The organism is Nostoc sp., from assembly GCF_036917675.1.
In the GTDB taxonomy this organism is placed as follows: Bacteria; Cyanobacteriota; Cyanobacteriia; order Cyanobacteriales; family Nostocaceae; genus Nostoc.
Window position 1 is genome coordinate 1 of the sequence record NZ_JBALCT010000043.1, and the last position, 19,585, is coordinate 19,585.

24 protein-coding genes are annotated in these 19,585 nt (G+C 43.1%); 12 read left to right on the top strand and 12 right to left on the bottom strand.

What is annotated here, in order from left to right; genetic code table 11:
* Nucleotides 1–62: 62 nt before the first annotated feature.
* The 4 genes from V7K31_RS13930 to V7K31_RS13945 all read right to left on the bottom strand — a co-directional run bounded on the left by V7K31_RS13930 (nt 63) and on the right by V7K31_RS13945 (nt 3,234).
* Nucleotides 63–353 (bottom strand): hypothetical protein, encoded by a 291-nt coding sequence (locus V7K31_RS13930; RefSeq protein WP_335094920.1) that lies wholly within the window; start codon nt 351–353, stop codon nt 63–65.
* Between the two features lie 511 nt (nt 354–864).
* Nucleotides 865–2,451, bottom strand: coding sequence for a glucose-6-phosphate isomerase (locus V7K31_RS13935; protein WP_335094921.1), 1,587 nt, complete (start codon nt 2,449–2,451; stop codon nt 865–867).
* Nucleotides 2,452–2,562: 111 nt separating this feature from the next.
* Complete coding sequence (locus tag V7K31_RS13940; protein ID WP_334946187.1) at nt 2,563–2,820, bottom strand: cytotoxic translational repressor of toxin-antitoxin stability system; 258 nt, start codon at nt 2,818–2,820, stop codon at nt 2,563–2,565.
* Between the two features lie 216 nt (nt 2,821–3,036).
* Nucleotides 3,037–3,234, bottom strand: a complete 198-nt coding sequence (locus V7K31_RS13945) for a hypothetical protein (protein WP_334824579.1) — start codon at nt 3,232–3,234, stop codon at nt 3,037–3,039.
* A gap of 231 nt (nt 3,235–3,465) precedes the next feature.
* Between V7K31_RS13945 and V7K31_RS13950 the strand changes: the two genes are divergently transcribed.
* The 3 genes from V7K31_RS13950 (at nt 3,466) to V7K31_RS13960 (ending at nt 6,210) form a co-directional block, all read left to right on the top strand.
* Entirely contained in the window at nt 3,466–4,599 is a 1,134-nt protein-coding gene (locus tag V7K31_RS13950; RefSeq protein ID WP_335094922.1) for a branched-chain amino acid ABC transporter permease, read from the top strand.
* Complete coding sequence (locus V7K31_RS13955; protein ID WP_335094923.1) at nt 4,589–5,371, top strand: ABC transporter ATP-binding protein; 783 nt, start codon at nt 4,589–4,591, stop codon at nt 5,369–5,371. The genes V7K31_RS13950 and V7K31_RS13955 overlap by 11 nt, the downstream gene beginning before the upstream one ends.
* A gap of 263 nt (nt 5,372–5,634) precedes the next feature.
* The gene (locus tag V7K31_RS13960; RefSeq protein WP_335094924.1) at nt 5,635–6,210 is read left to right on the top strand and encodes a Uma2 family endonuclease; all 576 of its coding nucleotides are present in this window, start codon (nt 5,635–5,637) and stop codon (nt 6,208–6,210) included.
* A 254-nt stretch (nt 6,211–6,464) separates the two neighbouring features.
* Here the strand turns inward: V7K31_RS13960 and V7K31_RS13965 are convergent, their stop codons facing one another.
* Nucleotides 6,465–7,055: a Uma2 family endonuclease gene (locus V7K31_RS13965; RefSeq protein ID WP_335094925.1), complete on the bottom strand. Its 591-nt coding sequence runs from the start codon at nt 7,053–7,055 to the stop codon at nt 6,465–6,467.
* A 13-nt stretch (nt 7,056–7,068) separates the two neighbouring features.
* Between V7K31_RS13965 and V7K31_RS13970 the strand changes: the two genes are divergently transcribed.
* Complete coding sequence (locus tag V7K31_RS13970; RefSeq protein ID WP_335094926.1) at nt 7,069–7,257, top strand: hypothetical protein; 189 nt, start codon at nt 7,069–7,071, stop codon at nt 7,255–7,257.
* A gap of 74 nt (nt 7,258–7,331) precedes the next feature.
* On the top strand, nt 7,332–8,024 hold the full coding sequence (locus V7K31_RS13975) for a Uma2 family endonuclease (RefSeq protein WP_335094927.1): 693 nt from the start codon (nt 7,332–7,334) through the stop codon (nt 8,022–8,024).
* Between the two features lie 14 nt (nt 8,025–8,038).
* Here V7K31_RS13975 and V7K31_RS13980 read toward each other — a convergent pair whose 3' ends face one another.
* From V7K31_RS13980 to glpX, 3 genes are all read right to left on the bottom strand, one after another.
* Nucleotides 8,039–8,599, bottom strand: coding sequence for a DUF2087 domain-containing protein (locus V7K31_RS13980; protein ID WP_335094928.1), 561 nt, complete (start codon nt 8,597–8,599; stop codon nt 8,039–8,041).
* Between the two features lie 100 nt (nt 8,600–8,699).
* Nucleotides 8,700–9,986 carry a glutamyl-tRNA reductase gene (locus V7K31_RS13985; RefSeq protein WP_335094929.1) on the bottom strand — a complete coding sequence of 429 codons (1,287 nt, stop codon included), beginning with the start codon at nt 9,984–9,986 and terminating at the stop codon, nt 8,700–8,702.
* A gap of 241 nt (nt 9,987–10,227) precedes the next feature.
* The gene (gene glpX / locus V7K31_RS13990) at nt 10,228–11,265 is read right to left on the bottom strand and encodes a class II fructose-bisphosphatase (RefSeq protein ID WP_335094930.1); all 1,038 of its coding nucleotides are present in this window, start codon (nt 11,263–11,265) and stop codon (nt 10,228–10,230) included.
* 239 nt (nt 11,266–11,504) lie between these two features.
* On the opposite strand from glpX, the gene grxC reads away from it, so the two are divergent.
* The 6 genes from grxC to grxD all read left to right on the top strand — a co-directional run bounded on the left by grxC (nt 11,505) and on the right by grxD (nt 15,209).
* Complete coding sequence (gene grxC / locus V7K31_RS13995) at nt 11,505–11,819, top strand: glutaredoxin 3 (RefSeq protein WP_335094931.1); 315 nt, start codon at nt 11,505–11,507, stop codon at nt 11,817–11,819.
* Between the two features lie 282 nt (nt 11,820–12,101).
* On the top strand, nt 12,102–12,587 hold the full coding sequence (gene tadA, locus V7K31_RS14000; RefSeq protein ID WP_334824595.1) for a tRNA adenosine(34) deaminase TadA: 486 nt from the start codon (nt 12,102–12,104) through the stop codon (nt 12,585–12,587).
* A gap of 112 nt (nt 12,588–12,699) precedes the next feature.
* Nucleotides 12,700–13,458: a lysophospholipid acyltransferase family protein gene (locus V7K31_RS14005; RefSeq protein WP_335094932.1), complete on the top strand. Its 759-nt coding sequence runs from the start codon at nt 12,700–12,702 to the stop codon at nt 13,456–13,458.
* A gap of 230 nt (nt 13,459–13,688) precedes the next feature.
* Complete coding sequence (locus tag V7K31_RS14010; protein ID WP_335094933.1) at nt 13,689–14,297, top strand: hypothetical protein; 609 nt, start codon at nt 13,689–13,691, stop codon at nt 14,295–14,297.
* A 242-nt stretch (nt 14,298–14,539) separates the two neighbouring features.
* On the top strand, nt 14,540–14,797 hold the full coding sequence (locus V7K31_RS14015; protein WP_334824601.1) for a BolA family protein: 258 nt from the start codon (nt 14,540–14,542) through the stop codon (nt 14,795–14,797).
* An 88-nt stretch (nt 14,798–14,885) separates the two neighbouring features.
* Complete coding sequence (gene grxD / locus V7K31_RS14020) at nt 14,886–15,209, top strand: Grx4 family monothiol glutaredoxin (RefSeq protein WP_334946157.1); 324 nt, start codon at nt 14,886–14,888, stop codon at nt 15,207–15,209.
* A 500-nt stretch (nt 15,210–15,709) separates the two neighbouring features.
* On the opposite strand, the gene V7K31_RS14025 is transcribed toward grxD, so the two are convergent.
* Entirely contained in the window at nt 15,710–15,958 is a 249-nt protein-coding gene (locus V7K31_RS14025) for a DUF6761 family protein (RefSeq protein WP_334824605.1), read from the bottom strand.
* 584 nt (nt 15,959–16,542) lie between these two features.
* Between V7K31_RS14025 and V7K31_RS14030 the strand changes: the two genes are divergently transcribed.
* Nucleotides 16,543–17,316 (top strand): response regulator transcription factor, encoded by a 774-nt coding sequence (locus V7K31_RS14030; protein ID WP_292763508.1) that lies wholly within the window; start codon nt 16,543–16,545, stop codon nt 17,314–17,316.
* 237 nt (nt 17,317–17,553) lie between these two features.
* Here the strand turns inward: V7K31_RS14030 and V7K31_RS14035 are convergent, their stop codons facing one another.
* The 3 genes from V7K31_RS14035 to V7K31_RS14045 form a co-directional block, all read right to left on the bottom strand.
* Complete coding sequence (locus tag V7K31_RS14035) at nt 17,554–18,321, bottom strand: ABC transporter ATP-binding protein (protein WP_335094934.1); 768 nt, start codon at nt 18,319–18,321, stop codon at nt 17,554–17,556.
* A 61-nt stretch (nt 18,322–18,382) separates the two neighbouring features.
* Nucleotides 18,383–18,949, bottom strand: coding sequence for a hypothetical protein (locus V7K31_RS14040; protein ID WP_335094935.1), 567 nt, complete (start codon nt 18,947–18,949; stop codon nt 18,383–18,385).
* Between the two features lie 37 nt (nt 18,950–18,986).
* Nucleotides 18,987–19,448, bottom strand: a complete 462-nt coding sequence (locus V7K31_RS14045) for a DUF4079 domain-containing protein (protein ID WP_335094936.1) — start codon at nt 19,446–19,448, stop codon at nt 18,987–18,989.
* Nucleotides 19,449–19,585 lie beyond the last annotated feature (137 nt).

The window sequence follows — 19,585 nt, forward strand, 5'->3', positions numbered from 1 at the left end:
CGAGAGTTCAGCCTTAATGTCAGTAATCTGCTGACGGGCTGGATTAGTTATTTACGGGCTGTTTACCGAGATTCACTAGTCAACGAATCGCACTTCAAGATTTCCTTCGTGGTACTATACATCCATAGATCCGACTTTCGACTATGCTCACCGCAAGCATTCACATCTTCTAGGATAAGTTGAATAAACCAGCCATCAGCCTTTTTCGTGACGCTGACTTGCTTGATAATAAACTCGTCAGGGATGGGGCGGTGCATTTTGACTTTTACAACTCCCAGCTTTGGCAGTCGCAAGTATAGCCAGTTCTCACGAGTTAGTTTAATCCAACTATCCGACGCAGTAGCAAATGTCATAGTCCTGAAACTAGACTCAGACTTAAATCATGGTTTGCCCGATTTACCCCCATTAGTATCACCAACAATGAATCGTTCAAACGCCTGAGAAACACGCTTTGATACGTCTTGCAAGACTGTTGAATCAACTCTTGTAAAATCGAGGAATTCACCACTATGAAACACTTTCACCAAGTCTTTTTTAATGATTGGTATATGTCAATGGAAAGTTGAGAGCGATCGCTTTTACTTTCTACTGATACTGCCTACATAACAGTAAAGCATCCTAGACTGAAGATATATCTTCTAGCTAGAATGCTTCACAATAAAAAATTGTTGCTGATACAACAATTATGATTGAAGAAGAATTCAGCTATTCTGAATTCAGGAGCGGAGCAAGGAAAGCTCCGCCTCCGATCAGAATCAATCAGTCGGGGATTCATCCGCTTTTTCGGTCAGAAAACATTGCTGAATTCTGACTCCTGACTCCTGAATTCTGTTTCGATAAAATGTGATATTTAAACTAGAGCTATCAGCTAGCAGAAACGGTCAAACTACCGGGTTTCTGAAGATCACCTTGCAAAACCACACCTCGCTGATTGGCATGGATATGACGCAAAATCTTGTAAATTGCCTCAACTTGCTCTGATGCGCCTGCCTTAGAAGCGAGTTCGTCAAGAGAAAGGGGAGTTTTTTCTTTTTGTAGCACTGCTACCACTCGTGTTTGCAAATCGAGAATGGTGGCGGCAGCTTTTTTGCCAGCTTCTACCCCTGGTTGATGGTAGGCGTTGACGTTGACTAAACTAGCGTATAAACCAACAGCGCGTTCATACAAAGCAATTAATGCGCCTACAGTTCGGGGGTTAACTTGGGGAATCGTGACTGTAATCGAATCGCGGTGATTTTCATAAAGCGCTTGTCGGGTTCCTTGGAGAAAACCGGAAAGATAATCGCCTGATGTAACTCCCGGATCTATTTCAGTGGATGGCCCCTGACGATCTTCCAACACTTCGATGAAAGTAGCAAAGAAATTCGCTACACCCTCGCGTAACTGCTGGACGTAAGCGTGTTGATCTGTTGAGCCTTTGTTGCCATAAACGGCAATGCCTTGATGGACAACGTTACCATCTAAGTCTTTTTCCTTGCCCAAGGATTCCATCACTAGCTGTTGCAAATAGCGACTGAATAAAAATAAGCTGTCCTTGTAAGGTAGGACAACCATATCTTTTTCGCCTTTTCCATTGCCAGCAAAGTACCAAGATAAGGCGAGTAAGGCCGCTGGGTTATTTTTGATATCTGGGACGCGGGTAGCGTCATCCATTTCTTTTGCACCATCCAGCATAGCGCGAACATCAATGCCCTGCAATGCTGCTGGTACTAGCCCCACAGCAGACATTTCTGAGGTGCGTCCTCCTACCCAGTCATACATAGGGAATCTGGCTAGCCAGCCTTCATCTTTGGCTAGCTGATCGAGGTTGCTATCAACGCTAGTAATAGCTACCGCATATTGGGCAAATTCTAAATTGTGTCCAGCGTAGGCTTTTTTAACTTCAATCATGCCGTTGCGAGGTTCCGGCGTTCCCCCAGATTTGGAGATTACCAATACCAAAGTGCTGGCGAGGCTATTTCGCACATGATTGAGAACGTGATCGATACCTGCCGGATCGTTGTTATCGATAAAGTGAAGTTTCAGGGGCGGGAAATCAGGAGCGAGAGCTTCCGCGACGAATTGGGGGCCGAGGGCGGAACCACCAATGCCAATGGAGATAATATCCGTGAAGCGGCTGGCTCTAGGAGGATGAATAGCACCTGTTTGGACTTTTTCGGCAAAGGCTTCGATTTGTTCTAGGGTTTGGACAATTTCTTGTGTGAATTCTGGAGTTGGCGCTAAATCAGGATTTCGCAGCCAGTAATGTCCAACCATGCGGTTTTCGTCAGGATTTGCGATCGCACCCTTTTCCAGTTCAGCCATATCCGCAAACGCCTTCTCAAACTTCGGACGCAACGAAGCCACGAAGGCATCATCGAACTGAATTCGACTCACATCTAAGTACAGTCCCAATCCCTCGTGGAAATATAACCAGTTTTGGTATCGTTGCCAAAGTGCCCTAGCATCCATAGGGAAATCTCAAATAAAGTGTTTTTCAAAACCAGTTTAATGTAAGGTTATAGCAATCCCTGCCTAGCCTTATACTATTTACAGTTTTAAGTATTCGCTTAACTCCTCTTGTTAAACATCTGGCATAGGGATGACACGCAGAAATTTCACAATTTCACCCCTGATTTCTATACCAATCAGATAATTATCGAGGGTGAAGCGGTGAAAAATGCCTTCACTATTAAGCTGTCGTAGTTCTTTTAAATCACTCAGCTGCCACTTTTGGGCTAACTCAACAAAGACAAAATCATGCACCCGCTCGTAGGCAGCAGGTTCTAAATTCTTCAGGTCTAGCAAAAAAGACCTTGCATAGCGGATTTCTAGAGTCACTAGGCGTTACCTTAACCAAAACTTGAGGGACGACACCAAAAGAGTGGTGAGTTGAAAGTGCTGAGTCAATAAGTAGTACTAAGACTTACAATTCAGCACATGGATCTAAAATCCTCTGGCTTTAGCTCTAAATAAATAATAGACAAATTTCTTCCTAACTAATCCCTTAGCTTTAACTATGGGCTACCACTCAGCACTACTAAAAGCGGTGCTGAATCAGAAAAACATCAACAGTCTTATCGCTTCTTCATGGGTTAAGATATCCCACGGTTGCTGCGATCGCTTAACTTCTTCTATGGCTTTGAGCATATAAAAGTCATAATATAAAGCTTCGATAACATCCCAAATGTCTTGCAAATCCTCATCGGCTAACTGCTCGATTAAGTGATGCATTCTAAGTCGCAGCAAATTCATACGTTAATTATTCTCTACAACCCAACACCAACAATAAATAGTATTCCCAAAAAATTAGCACCGCTCAAGCTACGCTAAAATTTATTCGCCAAGCGTTGAGAGCAGAGGGCAGGGGGAGCAGGGGAAGCAGGGAGAGAGGAAGAAATAAATATTGCCCCATGCCCAATGCCCCATGCCCAATGCCCCATGCCCAATGCCCAATGCCCCATGCCCAAATAATTATTTTTTAATATGGTTGAATATCTCATTTTCTTAGCAATTTCTACAGCACTTTTCGCTCTATTCGCACTAGGGCTAAATTTGCAGTGGGGCTTTACCGGGTTAATTAACTTTGGTCATATTGCTTTCATGACCCTCGGAGCATATACAACGGTATTGTTAAGCTTAAAGGGCGTACCCCTACTGATATCGGCAATAGCTGGGGCAATTGTCGCCGCCTTGCTGGGTTTGGTAATTGGTTTTGCGACTTTGCGCTTGCGGGAAGATTACCTGGCAATTGTCACCATAGGTACAGGTGAATTAATTCGTTTGGTGGTGAATAACCAGGAATTACCTGTGGGTGACACCTGGATTTCTGGGGCGTTTGGTGTGCAAAGTTATCGCATACCCCTATCCACAGAGCCGAATTTGTTTGTCAGATTAGTGATGATTGGGTTGTTAACGCTACTAGCTGCTGTAACTTTCTTTACCTTGTGGCGATGGATTCGCATTACCCAAATATCTCGGACTACTGATTTAGGCCAAAAGACAACTAGCAAGCAAGAATTGGCGTCGCGCTTGGGCGTGGGAATTGTGTTAGCAGTTTTGGCGGCAGCGATTTATATTTCTGGGGTGATCGGACTGTATAATTACAACCCAAAAGCGGGACTAATGCTGGTGTTGCTGCTGGTTTTAGCATTTGTATACTGGCGCTTAGAAATTTTGGTGCGATCGCCTTGGGGTAGAATTCTCAAAGCCATCCGCGAAGATGAAGAAATTCCCAAGGCGCTGGGAAAAAATGTCTTTTGGTATAAATTACAATCTCTCATGCTTGGGGGTGCGATCGCCGGGATTGCTGGTGCTTTCTTGGCTTGGCAACTGGGCGCCATTTACCCTGATAATTTCCAACCCCAAATCACCTTTGACACTTGGATAATGGTGATTTTAGGTGGTTCTGGGAATAATATTGGCACAATCTTAGGTGCGGTAATTTTCTTTGCTTACGATGCACTGACGCGAGAAGTCTTACCCAGAATCGTTTCCCTTGATGAAGCACGTTTAGGTGCATTTCGGATCATGGTAATCGGACTAATTTTGATGGTACTGATGATTTGGCGACCTCAAGGTATTCTAGGGAAAAAGGAGGAACTCACTCTTGGTAAATAACCAGTCATCGCCACTTCCTCTTTTGGTAGCCACTGGACTTTCTAAAAGCTTTGGTGGTGTCAAAGCAGTTAATGAGGCGAAAATCGAAGTTCCTAAAGGCAGCATTACGGGCTTGATTGGCCCCAACGGTGCTGGTAAAACTACTTTATTTAACTTACTCTCAAACTTCATTCGCCCAGATAAGGGACGAGTGATTTTTGACGGCGAACCGATTCACAACTTGCAACCATATCAAATCGCCCAGCAGGGAGTGATACGCACCTTTCAGGTTGCACGGACTCTCTCGCGGTTGTCGGTGTTAGAAAATATGCTGCTGGCGGCGCAAAAACAAACGGGTGAAAATTTTTGGCAGGTGCAGTTGCAACCGCACTTGATAGCTAAGGAAGAAAAGCAACTGCAAGAGCGGGCAATGTTGCTATTAGAATCAGTGGGTTTGGCAAAAAAAGCCCACGATTATGCTGGTGGTTTGTCTGGTGGACAACGGAAGCTGCTGGAAATGGGACGGGCGCTGATGACTAATCCCAAGTTAATTTTGTTGGATGAACCAGCAGCTGGGGTGAATCCGAAATTAATTGATGATATTTGCGATCGCATTATCACTTGGAACCGTCAAGATGGGATGACCTTTTTGATTATCGAACACAACATGGATGTAATTATGTCCTTGTGCGATCGCGTTTGGGTACTTGCCGAAGGACAGAATTTGGCTGATGGTACACCCGCAGAAATTCAAAACAATCCCAAAGTTTTAGAGGCGTATTTGGGACAATAGAGTGCGATTGGCTTTCTATTTCAGAGCTTCTCCCACACCTATGGTGTACACACAAGTCATCGAATTACCCAAAACAAAAACCTCAAAGAGTCCCATCTTTAATCCCTCTCCTTACTAAGGAGAGGGACAGGTTTTACGTAGTAAACCAGGGTGAGGTATTTCAGGGGCAGGTTGAGCTTAGATTTGAAAACGGGCATCAAATCTTCGGAAATTTGGCTCGTGTTAAAATCAAAGCAAATATTATATCATAGTGGAAAAAATCTATGTCAATGATGACAGTCAAAGATTTAGAGAAAGTTCAAACCGTTTTTACCGAAGCAGGTTTAGATTACCAGCTGGAACTCGAAAATGGGATAATTTCAATAATGGTCCCGTCAGATATTGTATCCAGCGAAATCAGTAGTCGTCTCATCGCCTTTCTCTTTGCTTGGGTAAATCCTCGTCGCTGGGGAAGAGTATTTGATTCAGCAGGTGGTTTTATCATGCCAGATACAAACCTCAAAGCACCCGATGTTTCCTTTGTTCGCGCTTCCCGACTTCTCCAAAGTCCTCGTTACTTTGGAGAACTTGTCCCTGACTTGGTGGTAGAAATTAAATCTCAGAGCGATAGAATTAAACTTATAACAACCAAAATTCTAAAATTTATAGAACTAGGAGCGATCGTCGGCATTTTGATTGACCCTGATGAAGAGACAGTTACAATTTATCGCTCTATAGGCGAACCTACAGTTTTAGAAAATGGTAAGATTTTAACTATACCAGAACTTTTTCCCGGTTGGGAATTGCCCATTACTGAATTGTGGCCTCCTATCTTTACCGAGGAAGAAACACAAATTTAGTGAAGAACTTTGGTAGCAACTGAACCAATACACTTGGGCTAAGGATAGTTGGCGGTTGGGTTGAACATTCGTGTTACCCAACAAACCAGGAAAAATGTTGGGTTTCGTTCCTCAACCCAACCTACGCAAGTTAAGGTTTTTGGCTTTAACCGAACCGTATTGGCGACTGAACCGCATTATCACTTGGAATCGTCAAGATTGGATAGACTTTTGTAGGCAAATTACGAATTACGAATTACGAATTACGAATTATTTTATTCTTCGTTATTTTCTGCAAAATTGACTTGCTCATAAAGGTCGCGCAATTCAATTTGAAAATCAACCGTTTGCAGTGATAAAGTTGCAGATTCATCTTCAAGTTCAGTAAATGACCATTGACTTTCCGCAGTTTTTACATACTGCATTACATGATACTGATATTGGTCAATTAAAATATATTCCTTGAATTCTGGAATAGAGCGATAATAAAGGAACTTATCGCCTTGGTCATAATTTTTAGTCGATTTGGATAAAACTTCAGCAATTAACATCGGGTTCATCACCGTTGTTGTACTGGTTCCTGTATAAATAGGTTGTCCCTGAATCACCATCACATCAGGATACGTATGCTGCCGATAACGGGGTATCCACAAACGCACATCACCTATATAAACATCATAATTATTGCCTCTCAAACCAAACTTCAAATAAGCATAAAAGTTGCCTGCAATTTTATTATGATTTGTAGTGTCACCCGTCATCGCTATAATTTCTCCATCACGGTATTCGCTTTTATATTCTGCCTTTTCTTCAATTTCTAAATACTCTTCAGGTGTGTAATAGACTTTTTGTGTTTCTAACTGCATAAAGATACAACCTATGATTGTACGACTAAAATTTTTTGATTATATTACCATTTTAAAGTGCTGTCTGAAGTTAGTCGGCTACAAGTTTTATGTTTGGTGGGGAACGGCTTGGGGCTTAGGTTTGAGAGACAGTCGCACACAGCGTCAAATCTTCGGAAATTTGGCTGGTGTTAAAATCGAATTTAATATTGTACTTGATTGATGATATTTGCGATCGCATTATCACTTGGAATCGTCCTAAACTATGAGAAAGCCCAAGAGTGGAGGCATAGCATTATGGTAATCACTTCTAATACCGCATCTGAGGTCATCTACCCCGAAAGCGACGGACAACCAATGGCGGATAATACCAAGCAATTTCGCTGGATAGTAACTATTAAAGAAAATTTAGAAATTTTATTTGCATCGCAATCAGATGTATTCATCGCTGGAGATTTACTTTGGTATCCAGTTGAAGGCAATCCTAACATCAAAAAAGCACCTGATACTCTGGTAGTGTTTGGTAGACCCAAGGGAGATAGAGGTTCTTACAAGCAATGGGAAGAAGAAAACATTCCGCCACAGGTGGTATTTGAAATATTATCTCCTGGTAATACAACTAAAGAAATGGCAAATAAACTCCTATTTTATCAACGCTATGGAGTTGAAGAATATTATATTTACGACCCAGACCGAAATGAACTAACTTCTTTTGTGCGCTCAGAAGATTGGTTGCAAGAAATTAACCAGATTCATGGGTGGATAAGTCCCCGTTTGCAAATCCGCTTTGAACTTACCCCACAAACTTTAGAAATATATCGCCTTGATGGATACAAGTTTCTTACACCCGTTGAGCTTGACCAAGTACGTACACAAGAACGTCAAGCCAAAGAAATAGCTCTCCAACAACTGGAGGAAGAACGCCAACGATATCAAGATTTATTGGCACGACTACAAGAACGGGGAATTGACCCAGAACAACTTTTGTGAAACATCTTTTATATCTATGTTGTACGCCAATAAACCCCATTCTCTCGCTGCATTAACTGGGAAGCAATAAACTCTCGTCGTAGGGTGGCGCAATCAGGATGGTAGCGTTTGAGAATGTCATTTACCAGGCGTTCAGGGTAGTTGACTCCTACCTCAAACTGGTTTGCTAACCACTTGAGAATTACTAAACGCTTTTTGCGACTAGCAGGGATTTCTTTGAGGTATTCGCCCTCGAAATAATTTTTTAATACTTTGCTTTCCCAGGCTTCAGTATCCACATCCTCTATCAAAGATGCTATTTTCTCAGGTGTGAAAATTTCCTTACTAATGCTTTGCAAAGCTTCGCTATCCAATTGATATAGACGGCTATTCCCATCAGGGCGCATCGTCACCAAATTTAGCTCCTTAAGTTTCGCTAAATGATGGGATACCGTCGGTTCCTTGAGTTGCAGTAGCACCGCCAATTCTTCGACGCTGCACTCTTGATTCGCCAGGATACCTACAATCTTCAATCGGCTATCATCCGCTAATGCCTTGAAAAAGCGCAGTAAGATGTTAAATTGCTCTGATTGCATAATTAATTTCTAATTAGACATCTATCTAATTAGAAGTATATCTAATTGAAAAGCTAAAATCCCAAACTTCTCACAGAAGTTTGGGATTTTGTTGTTCCGTTTAACTAAACTGCTCCCCTGCATCCAGGTTGAACAGCATTTGCAGAGTTTGCATACAGCGCCGTCTGGCTTCAACATCTTGCTGCGATCGCAATTGCACCATCGGATCATGTAAAATTTTATTGACAATTCCCCGTGTTAATGCTTCAATCACCTCTTGATGTTTTTCAGCGAATTCCGAACCCAATCTCGACAAAGCTTTTTCTAATTCTTGTTCGCGGATGGTTTCGACTTTATTTCGCAGACAGCTAATAGTCGTAACAGTTTCAAGAGAGCGCCACCAAATATCAAAGGCTTCCACTTCTTCCTCTAAAAGTCGCTCGGCTTCCTGTGCAATCTTCCGACGGCTTTCGTAGTTTTGCGCCACTACAGCCTTCAAATCATCCACATTAAACGCCTGCACATTTTCCAATTCATTTACATCCGCATGAACATTACGCGGTACAGAAATATCAAATAACATTAGAGAGCGCTGAACTTCTAAAACCATTTCTAACTTGGCACGATCAAGTATTGGCTCTGTTGCCGAAGTACTTGTAAATACCAAATCACTATCGGCAATCACTGCCATCATTTCCGATAGCGGGTGAATTTGGATCGGTTGTTGAGGGAACTGCTTTGCTAGTTCTTGGGCGCGATCGCGAGAGCGATTTACAATACTAATTTGCACAGCACCTTTAGAAAGTAGGTGTTGCACCAGCAACCGCGACATCTTACCAGCACCCAAAATTACCACTCGACAAGCGGCTAAATTTGCTACTTTTATCTGTGCTAATTCCACAGCAGCCGAACTAATAGAGACAGCGCCAGTTCCAATACTAGTTTCAGTGCGAACCCGCTTCCCAGCTGTCAGCGCTTGTTTAAATAATCGATTCAAAATGGTTTTTATACCGCTATATTGCTGCCCCAGTTTGTGAGTAGTCTTCACCTGAGCCAGAATTTGACCTTCTCCGAGTACGAGGCTATCTAAACCACCTGCTACCCGCATGACATGCATCACTGCATCATCATGTAGCAGCATAAACAAGTGTTGTCGCAGAGAAAACACAGGCAATTTACTGTATTCCGCAAGAAACTGAGTTATTTCTCGAATACCTTGGTCTGTTTCACTGGTAACAATGTAGATTTCCAGGCGGTTACAAGTGCTAAGAATTGCAACTTCTTCAATATGGGGATAGCTGGCCAATTGAGCGATCGCACTTTCAATTTGTGGTTCTGGAATGCTCAGTTTTTCCCGGACTTCTACTGGGGCTGTTTTATGGCTTAACCCCACCACTGCTATATTCATTTGCTAAATCGTAGTTACTAGTTGGTAGTTGCGAATCGGGTATTGAGTGAGAATAGGGAATGGGGAATTGTTTGTTTATTGTTTGGTAGTTTTTCCCAGCAACAAACAACAAATAATCACTAACTACTAACTACTAACTACTGTAAGGATGAAGCATTTTGGTGACTATTTTTCCCTTTTATAGAAAGATTTCTTTCCAAATGCTCTGCCCCTACTTTTACCATTCCCCATTCCCAAAAAATTAGTTCAGTTGGAGAGTCTTGGGTTCACCAAACATGTGAATTGTATCAACAAATCGAGCAGTTTTCGACTGGTTGGAAATTACCAAACTTTGAGTTCTTGCTCCACCGTTGAAGAAACGTACACCTTCCATCAGATTACCACTGGTAATGCCGCAACCAGCGAACAGAACAGTTTTACCAGATGCCAATTCATGAGCATCATAGACCTTATCGGCGTCATTGATATTCATAGACTTTAAACGATCAAGGTTAGCTTCTCTGCTTTCTCCAATCAGACCTGTTTTGACTACTGCTGGATCGTAGATCAATTGACCTTGGAAGTGTCCACCCAAAGCACGCATTGCTGCTGCGGAGATTACACCTTCAGGAGCCGCACCAATACCCATCAGCGCGTGGATATTAGTTCCAGCAAAACCACAGGATATAGCTGCACCAACATCACCATCTGAAATTAGGGCGACTCTCGCTCCAGCCTCACGGATTTCTTTAATTAAATCATTGTGGCGTTCGCGCTTCATGACTACTACAACAAGTTCATCAATACCCCGGTCTAGACACTCAGCTAGAATCTTCAGGTTTTCTGTTGCTGACTTGTTGATATCTACCTTACCCTTAGCTGCGGGAGGTGCTGCTAACTTCTTCATGTAAAAGTCAGGAGCAGCAAATAATCCCCCCTTCTCAGAAATTGCCAAGACAGCCATCGAACCAGGTTGTCCATAAGCTACCAAGTTCGTACCTTCACAGGGGTCAACAGCGATATCAATTTCAATTAGTTCATCAGGGTTACAGAGACTTTCGGCATTTGGTTGGGTACAGATACCAACTTCTTCCCCGATGTATAACATTGGCGCGTCGTCGCGTTCGCCTTCCCCGATCACGATGCGACCGCGCATATGGATTTTATTCATCCGCTCCCGCATAGCTTCCACTGCTACCTGGTCAGCAATGTTTTTTTCGCCTTTTCCCATCCACTTCGAGGATGCGATCGCGGCTTGCTCTACTACTTCAATAATCTCTAAACCAAGTGTATTTTCCACAGAGTCCGCCCTCTCAACTGCTTGAATTTCCGTCGTTTTATCTGGCTATTTCAGACTTCAAGTCTACCAAAGGGCGGATACACCTGGAAGAAAGTTAAGTTTTACTGCTAACTGGTTACAAAAGTGCCAGTTAATACATCCGGGTTTTTCACTCATCACTACTCCAGTATAAAGCGTGCGCCGATGCGGTAAGCAATGATCTAGGCTAGATACATAGTTAAAACCTTGCTTAAGAAAATATGCTGGACTTTCTTAATCCCCTTTTAAATCGCCATCCAGAGCGAGTCAAAGCCAATGTCCAACTTTACACATGGCAGACTTGCCCTTACTGCATTCGTGCCAAAATGCTGCTGTGGTGGAAAGGTGTAAATTTTACTGAATATAAAATCGACGGCAACGAAGCAGGCAGAGCTAAAATGGCAGAACGCGCTAATGGGCGCCGCAGTGTCCCGCAAATTTTTATTAATAACCAGCACATTGGTGGCTGCGATGACCTCTATCAGCTAGACACACAAAGTCAACTCGATCCCCTTTTAGCCCAAGCCCCTATTTAGATTTCTTGTAGGATGGGTGGGTAAGATGCCATTGATGTCAACTTAGCGTGAAAACCTGCCTAGAACCAGCTTTTAGATTGTCTCGTTAAGAGTCTGAGACTGGGAACGCCGTTCTAGAGGCTCCGCCTCCCTTGTTGGCGGCAGAGCCGCAATTGAGCAGCATTTCCAGCAAGAAGGCTGGAAACGAGATTTGAAAAGGCTTTCACGTTAAGTTGACACCAATGGTAAGATGCCCATCCTACAAAATGGTTTGAATTTTTAAATTTTTATATTGCTCAGAATATGCTAACTAAGTATACAGAATATCTTATACATCAAAAATGGATGAGTTATGCCCTAGAATTAGCAAAAGCAGCAGGTAATGTAGGTGAAGTCCCTGTAGGTGCTGTTATCATTGATTCAACAGGCAAATTGCTAGCACAAGGAGAAAACAGAAAAGAGCGCGACAAAGATCCTACCGCTCATGCGGAAATTCTTGCTCTCAAGACAGGTGCAACAACTTTACAAAATTGGCATCTTAATGAATGTACCCTCTACGTAACTCTCGAACCTTGCCCGATGTGTGCAGGTGCTATTGTGCAAGCGCGTTTAGGACTACTTGTATATGGAGTAGACGATACAAAAACTGGCGCGATTCGTACAGTTATTAATATACCCGATAGCGCTGCTTCTAATCACCGTCTCCAGGTAATCGGAGGTATTCTAGAGTCAGCTTGTCGTCAGCAATTACAGGCTTGGTTTGCCACTAGGCGGCGTAGCGGAAACTAACGGACAGAGGTAAAACTGTCCATTTAGTACAACACAAGTCACGCAAGAGAATCTACGGTGTAACTAATCAGGCTTCTCATTAAATTTTACGCGTAAATCATCTGCATCCTTCATGATGGAATTTTACTCTTCATCCGATACCTGCCAGCACACAGCAGCAAATCCTCAGGTAGCTACTACTACCTCAAGGGTTTCTCCTTGGTTAAGTCCTCTAGCATATTTATTAGGGCGTCACTGCCTATTACCATTATTCTTTGGGCAAATTAGAATAATCGGACAAAAAAATATCCCCACAACTGGGCCTGTGATTCTTGCGCCTACCCATCGGGCGCGTTGGGATGCATTACTCGTACCCTACGCCACCGTTGATTGTCTGACAGAACAAGACTTGCGGTTCATGGTGACTATTGACGAATGCCAAGGTTTGCAAGGCTGGTTTGTCCGACGTTTGGGAGGGTTTCCTGTAAATTCTAAGCATCCATCAATCCGCACCCTGCGGCATGGAGTTGAGCTACTTCAGCAGAAAAAAAACCTGGTGATCTTTCCAGAAGGTAACATTTTTCGTGATGGCCAAGTTCACCAGTTGAAGGGGGGAATTGCTCGTCTTGCTTTGAGTGCTGAATCTAGTCATTCCGGGCTGGGAGTGAAAATCATCCCCATAGGCATTAATTACAGCCAACCTTATCCAAATTGGGGTACGGATGTGAGTATTCACATTGGCTCCCCAATCAGAGTAACGGATTACATGAGTGGCTGTATAAAACAAGATGCCAAAAGCATCACAGCTGATTTAGCAAAGGCACTGCAACAATTAAGCCATCAAGAAACAAAAATTACTAATCACGCATTTGCAGAAATCACTAATTCTTGATTTGGAAAATCAGAGGAGTTAAGGCATTGAGGCAGTCTAGGATAGGTATCGCTGATCAGAAGGATTTAAGTTAGTTACTATACAAGGGTAATGGGAACTCTATAAAACCGATTTTTAGTCTAAATCAGAGATACTTAGGATGTAGCTTTGCTTTGTCCAAGACCAAAACAGAGTTAAGATACCCGAAGTTTCCATAACTTTTTAATATAGTTGTCGCACTAATTGATCCCATGAACACTGCTGCCGCTGTTACCTTGATGCACCGTACTTTTTTATCAGTCATAGCAGTCCTCAGCCTGCTATCACCTGTGAATGCTCAGGTATCACAGTCACCAGGCACTACTAGCCAACCACAACCGATTGACCCCAACGATCCCAATAATCTTCGCCCCATAACCCAAAGTAGCAGCATTTTGAGCATTGAGGGTGGCGATCGCCTCGTGAAAGAGGCAGACCAAGCCGTTTCTGCTCAAAACTACCCCTTAGCTGTTAAGAAACTGCAAGAAGCACGTCAGGTTTATAATCAGCTATCTAATTTTTATCAAGAGTTAAATTCTAGCTTTTCGGGAATTGACAACAGAGTTTCTGATTCTCAGCGTCAAAAAGCTCTAGTAACAGCCCAAAAGCGAGATGAAGCGACCTTTCAGCTAGCATTGGTACATCGGGCACAAAATCAGCCAGAATTAGCTGTACCGTTGTTGATTCAAATAATTAAAAGTCAAAACCCGACGCGGGATTTAGGCAAGAAAGCCTATAAACAGTTGTTTGAATTGGGTTTTGTAGATTCTCCCTATCCGAGAGAAGGTGGGAATTCATCTTCCTCATCCCAAAAAAAATAAATTAAATTTTTGTTGCCTGTTTTTCCCCATCCCCCCATCTTTCACATCCTTCTCTCCCTGAACAGCACCTTAGAACGCCCCAGTGTTAGAATAGAGCTATCGGCCGTAGCCAAAACCTGAGCGTTCTCAAAAATACACCTCAGAGGCGCGTTTATCTACAGCCTTGCCAAAACCTGAAGTTAGCACAGGTCTTTGCTCCATATCTGTTAATAATAGAAAAGTAAGTTTTTTCAGGAATAGCGATGATTAGTCCGCAGCAGGTTGAGGCAATGATCAAGGCGGAACTGCCAGACGCCCAGGTTCAGGTGCAAGACTTGACTGGTGGCGGGGACCACTATCAGGTGACAGTTGTTTCATCGCACTTTGCAGGTAAGGGGCTAGTGCAGCAGCACCAATTAATTTATGGTGCGTTGGGGCAAGCTATGTCAACTGAAGCGATTCATGCCTTGGCAGTAAAAACATATACTCCCGAAGCTTGGCAAGCAACACCAGCTTCGTAAACATAGAGTTAGGAATTAGGAGTTAGGAGTTATTGAATTTAACTTTTCACTCGTCATCGTTGAATGCAACATAGGAAACACAAATACCATGACGCCAGAACTCAAACAGAAAATTGATAACTTGCTAGAACAGAACAAGATTTTAGTTTTCATGAAGGGAAACAAGTTAATGCCCCAATGTGGTTTCTCCAACAACGTTGTGCAGATTCTCAATACCTTGGGAGTTCCCTTCGAGACAGTTGATGTTCTATCAGACTCTGAAATCCGTCAAGGAATTAAAGAATACTCTAACTGGCCGACAATTCCCCAAGTGTATATCAATGGTGAATTCCTTGGCGGTTCTGACATCTTGATTGAACTGTATCAAAAAGGTGAATTGCAGGAAAAGGTAGAAGTAGCACTAGCCTCGTAACGTCCTGTTTACACCAAAGCAGAGGGTATACTGCTGAATTTGCGCTTCGCAATCAAGGTAATGTGCCCTTTTTAATGTCCTTGTAAGGGGAGATACTATTTCTCTCCCCTTTCAAGGCTTTTTTAATAGGTTTTTGACAAAAATACTTGGCCTGATCTTGGAATTGATTTCAGGGCTAGTCAGCCCCAACTCTAGGAGACGCTACGCGAACGGGGAAGTCAAAAGTCAAAAGTCAAAAGTCAAAATTAAGATTAAGAACCACCAAAATAAATTTAGGCGATGCACTGAGCGTAGCCGAAGTGGGCTTGTACCTTTTTGTTTCTGGTCAAAAATCCCCTCAGTCGAATTGGCAAGACCAAGTTTAGGGCTGAGGGGATGCGTTTTCTCAATACAATATCTCCAAAATCTCACACCACGGCAACCCATTGACGAATACAGATAATATGCTATAATTATCTGCGGTAATTGACGGTTACTATCAATGGCCAGGTAAATGGTACTTAGTAGTAATCGGGTTGTGGCTGTGGTTGCGGCACTGCAAAATTTGATCCATCGTACAAGTAGCGGCTGGCTTCCTCTTCTAAGCGATGAATCAGAAAAGGTTCAATGATGTTACCATGTCGCAGTGCGGCTAGATATCCATCCAAATACATCCGCATATCATCCGTACGATAACCGCGATTCCATAACTCGACGAAGGCGTCGGTGAGTCTTTGGTAATAGCGGATGGTTTGTGTGTCTTGGAGCATAACTGCTGTATTAATCTCTCTGGAATGAGAATTGTAAATGATTCACGCTCAAATGTGAAGTCTAATTTCACTTTGGCATCAACTCAAAGGCAACACATCTACTTTGGGTAGTACCCTCCTAGCAGCTACAAGCTACTTTAATCCTATTCCAGAAAACATCGATTCTAGTTATCTGCTAAGTTATTTTTATAATTTTCATGGTCAACAGCCCAATTGTATTGGTGTTATGTTCGTGAATGTGGGCACTAATTTTTGCGAAAAAAACCTCCTTTCACCATCAGGTTAAAGAGCTGTTGTAGTAACGGTTAACCGATTGGCTTATAGATATTTGCCACATTACACCCATCTGAAAGCAGAATGTTAAGCTAAAAGAACTTTTAATAAGTTTAACAACACTTTCGATAAACTTAATAAAAATTTAATAATATTTCTAATCGCCTTTTGGCAAGGCATAAATTAAAGATATTGCCACGTTTTTTATGAGGAAATGTAAAGCTAATAGCAATTGAAGTAACAAAGGCTACAAAACCTTAGAGATGGGCTTGTTACTTTGAAAGGCATCGACGCTAAGGGATCTTGCCACCGTGGGTTCGGTTTGTATAGAAATCATTGAGGGGAATCCCCATCTGAGGTCGTTGCTGGGTTGGCACTTGCAACAACTAGAATACCGTGTGCATCAAGCTGCCAGCATTTATCAAGCTAGGGAAGTTTTTTTAAGCCATCAACCAACACTGGTCGTCTTGGATGCAGACCTGCCTGATGGTGATGGCATTGAGTTTTGTCGTTGGTTGCATCGTCAGCAGCAGCCTCTAATCTTAATGCTATCTGCCCGTAATAGTGAAGGTGATATCGTCGCAGGTTTAAAGGCGGGTGCAGATGATTATCTGAGCAAACCTTTTGGGATGCAAGAGTTTTTGGCACGGGTAGAGGCACTGATTCGCCGGAAGCGCACACCTACTGCACCAGCTTATTTGGATTATGGCACTTTGCAAATCGATTTAGTTCAGCGCCGTGTTCGCTTCCAAGGGGAGTTTATCGACTTAACGCCCCAAGAATTCAGTTTGCTGTACGTTTTGGCACAAGCTGGGGGAGTGCCTCTGAGTAGGTCGGAATTGCTGCGTCGTGCTTGGCCTGACGCTATCGATAACCCTCGTACCATTGATACTCACGTTTTGTCGCTGCGTAAAAAGGTTGAACTTGATCCCCGCCAACCCAACTTGATTCAAACTATCCGCAATGTAGGATACCGTTTTAACATGGAAATTTTGAATATCAATATTTCACAGTCACAAACAACAAAGTTAGCTAGAGAGAGATTTAGTAATCAACGTTCAACACTTAGTAGTAGTCAAGTGTGAATGGGGCATTGGGGATTGGGCATTGGGGATTGGGCATTGGGCATTGGGCATTGGGCATTGGGGAGTAATATCATGTCCGCTTGATTATTTATTAAACTTCAAGAACCCCACCCTGCCAAAGCTACGCTTTGTCTCCCCTCCCCGCAAGCGAGGAGGGGTGCAATGACTGTAGGAATCATAACTAATTACCCGGACATGATATTAAGATAACACTCCTGTCTTCTGACCAATCCAAATTTAAAATCCAAAATCGTCTTGAGCTTCTGCTTGAATTAAGCTTTCTGGTAATTCAACCCAGTTTATTTCAGAGGCTCTTTGATTTGCCAATAAATGACCTTGTTGTAGGTGTAATAACCGAGTGCAAAACATCTGGGCTAGTTCCAGTTGGTGATTTACCATCAGAATCGTAGTTTGATGAGTTTGACTTAACTGGATTAAGACTTGCATTAGATGAGAAGCCGTACTAGCATCAAGGGCAGAGGTTGGTTCGTCTAATAATAATATTTTAGGCTGGATAACTAAGGCACGAGCGATCGCTACTAATTGTCGTTGTCCGGCAGATAGTTGCACCTCTGTTCGCTCTAACCATTCACTGGGAATGTGCAGTTGTTCTATCCAGTGACTGACTCGTTGCTGAATTATCTGTTTGGACAAACCACGCAAAACTAAAGGATAAGCCAAAGCTTGCTGAACTGTCATCCCCAACAGTTTTGATTCTTGCAATACAAGTGTCACCATCTGGCGTAGCTGGATAACAGGAATTTGGCGATATTCTTGATTTTCTAGATAGATTTTGCCACTAGTGGGTTCAATTAGGCTGTTGAGGAGGTATAATAGCGAAGTTTTACCAGCGCCAACTGGACCTATAATTGCAATGCGATCGCCCTGAAATACCTCTAAGGAAATATCCTGCAATATGGGGTATCCCTGCTGATTGCCTGGAAGTTGGGTTTTCAGGCTTGTAAACAGATTAACTTGCTCTAGCCTGAGTGTGGCATTATTCAAGGGGAATGGGGAGTGGGGATGGGGAGTGGGGAGTGGGGAGAGGAATAATTGATGCCCAATTTTAAGTTAATTGTGTGGTATTTAAGGCTGTAGCGATCGCCCAGCCATCGACCAACAGTAACAGTAGCGTTAATCCCAGTAGAATCAGATACATCCACGGTTGTGCTAAAGGGCGAACATCTCTGGTGTCAATGCCTGTCTTTGCTTGCACAATTTGGACGAAACGGGCAAATCCGACTACACGCATCGGTAGTAAATAAGCTTTCCCATCCTGGCTGACGAAGTAATAAACTAGCCCTCCTTGACCAGTGGTGCGGGGTTTTAACTCTTTCACCTCTGACCAAGGTAAAAACCAGCCTTTACGAAAAAAGCGAGGCACCCAGGCGGGGTAAGTAACCTGAATTCCTTCGTCATCTACCATTACTTGTTCAGTCAATACAGCATACAAGGCAACTAAGCCGATGCTAATCCCTAGCCACAATAATTCTGGGGGTACGGATGCGGCTGTTACCTGCGATAAGAAGGGTAATGGGACTGTGAGTGCTATATATAGACTCAGCAGCGTTATCCGAATCAAAGGAGACAGACGAAAAACAGAAGCTGAGATATTGGCTGAGTTTGCTATCACGGCTCAATTACAATACTTTTCTTCATTGTGTGGTAGTTTACGGTAAATACTTTTGCACTACAATCCAACCAGTAAGGGATACCCAGGCAAATCCTACAAATAGAATAATATTTACGCCGATGTGTAAAGGTCTAGCCCAAGGTCTTCTGGTACTAATTTGCGTGGCGCTGAAAGCAGACAGTAAAACTAATGCTACCACTATCAATCCAGCGATTAGGTGTGACGAGTGACCTAAAGAACCAAAGTGACCGAAAGTGCCAACAATGCCAACCGCTAGCAGCAGTAGTACTAAACCTACCATGCTGATACCCATTGTATAGTGGAGCGATCGCACCTCCCTATTTCCGCCCAGAAATGGCGTAATAAAAGGGAATTGCTGCGAAGTTCTCGCCCGAAACATCCAAACGCCGGTGACTGCTAACATCAGATATGCCAGCAGGGACAACCCCATCGACCAGGCGGCTATTTTCCACAACCAAAGAAATGAAGGCAGATTCATAACAATGATTGTAGATGGAGATGAGGGAGATGAGGAGAATAACCAATGCCCAATGCCCAATGCCCAATGCCCAATGCCCAATGCCCAATGCCCAATGCCCAATGCCCAATGCCCAATGCCCAATGCCCAATGCCCAA

Excerpts from the sequence above, each read along its gene's own strand:
- V7K31_RS13950 (WP_335094922.1), top strand. The coding sequence starts at position 3,466 with ATGGTTGAATATCTCATTTTCTTAGCAATTTCTACAGCACTTTTCGCT.
- V7K31_RS14015 (WP_334824601.1), top strand. The coding sequence starts at position 14,540 with ATGATTAGTCCGCAGCAGGTTGAGGCAATGATCAAGGCGGAACTGCCA.
- V7K31_RS13960 (WP_335094924.1), top strand. The coding sequence starts at position 5,635 with ATGTCAATGATGACAGTCAAAGATTTAGAGAAAGTTCAAACCGTTTTT.
- V7K31_RS14045 (WP_335094936.1), bottom strand. The coding sequence starts at position 19,448 with ATGAATCTGCCTTCATTTCTTTGGTTGTGGAAAATAGCCGCCTGGTCG.
- V7K31_RS14025 (WP_334824605.1), bottom strand. The coding sequence starts at position 15,958 with ATGCTCCAAGACACACAAACCATCCGCTATTACCAAAGACTCACCGAC.
- grxC (WP_335094931.1), top strand. The coding sequence starts at position 11,505 with ATGCTGGACTTTCTTAATCCCCTTTTAAATCGCCATCCAGAGCGAGTC.
- V7K31_RS13985 (WP_335094929.1), bottom strand. The coding sequence starts at position 9,986 with ATGAATATAGCAGTGGTGGGGTTAAGCCATAAAACAGCCCCAGTAGAA.
- grxD (WP_334946157.1), top strand. The coding sequence starts at position 14,886 with ATGACGCCAGAACTCAAACAGAAAATTGATAACTTGCTAGAACAGAAC.
- V7K31_RS13970 (WP_335094926.1), top strand. The coding sequence starts at position 7,069 with ATGATTGTACGACTAAAATTTTTTGATTATATTACCATTTTAAAGTGC.
- V7K31_RS13965 (WP_335094925.1), bottom strand. The coding sequence starts at position 7,055 with ATGCAGTTAGAAACACAAAAAGTCTATTACACACCTGAAGAGTATTTA.
- V7K31_RS13975 (WP_335094927.1), top strand. The coding sequence starts at position 7,332 with ATGGTAATCACTTCTAATACCGCATCTGAGGTCATCTACCCCGAAAGC.
- V7K31_RS14010 (WP_335094933.1), top strand. The coding sequence starts at position 13,689 with ATGAACACTGCTGCCGCTGTTACCTTGATGCACCGTACTTTTTTATCA.
- V7K31_RS13945 (WP_334824579.1), bottom strand. The coding sequence starts at position 3,234 with ATGAATTTGCTGCGACTTAGAATGCATCACTTAATCGAGCAGTTAGCC.
- V7K31_RS13930 (WP_335094920.1), bottom strand. The coding sequence starts at position 353 with ATGACATTTGCTACTGCGTCGGATAGTTGGATTAAACTAACTCGTGAG.
- V7K31_RS13980 (WP_335094928.1), bottom strand. The coding sequence starts at position 8,599 with ATGCAATCAGAGCAATTTAACATCTTACTGCGCTTTTTCAAGGCATTA.
- V7K31_RS14005 (WP_335094932.1), top strand. The coding sequence starts at position 12,700 with ATGATGGAATTTTACTCTTCATCCGATACCTGCCAGCACACAGCAGCA.
- V7K31_RS13935 (WP_335094921.1), bottom strand. The coding sequence starts at position 2,451 with ATGGATGCTAGGGCACTTTGGCAACGATACCAAAACTGGTTATATTTC.
- tadA (WP_334824595.1), top strand. The coding sequence starts at position 12,102 with ATGCTAACTAAGTATACAGAATATCTTATACATCAAAAATGGATGAGT.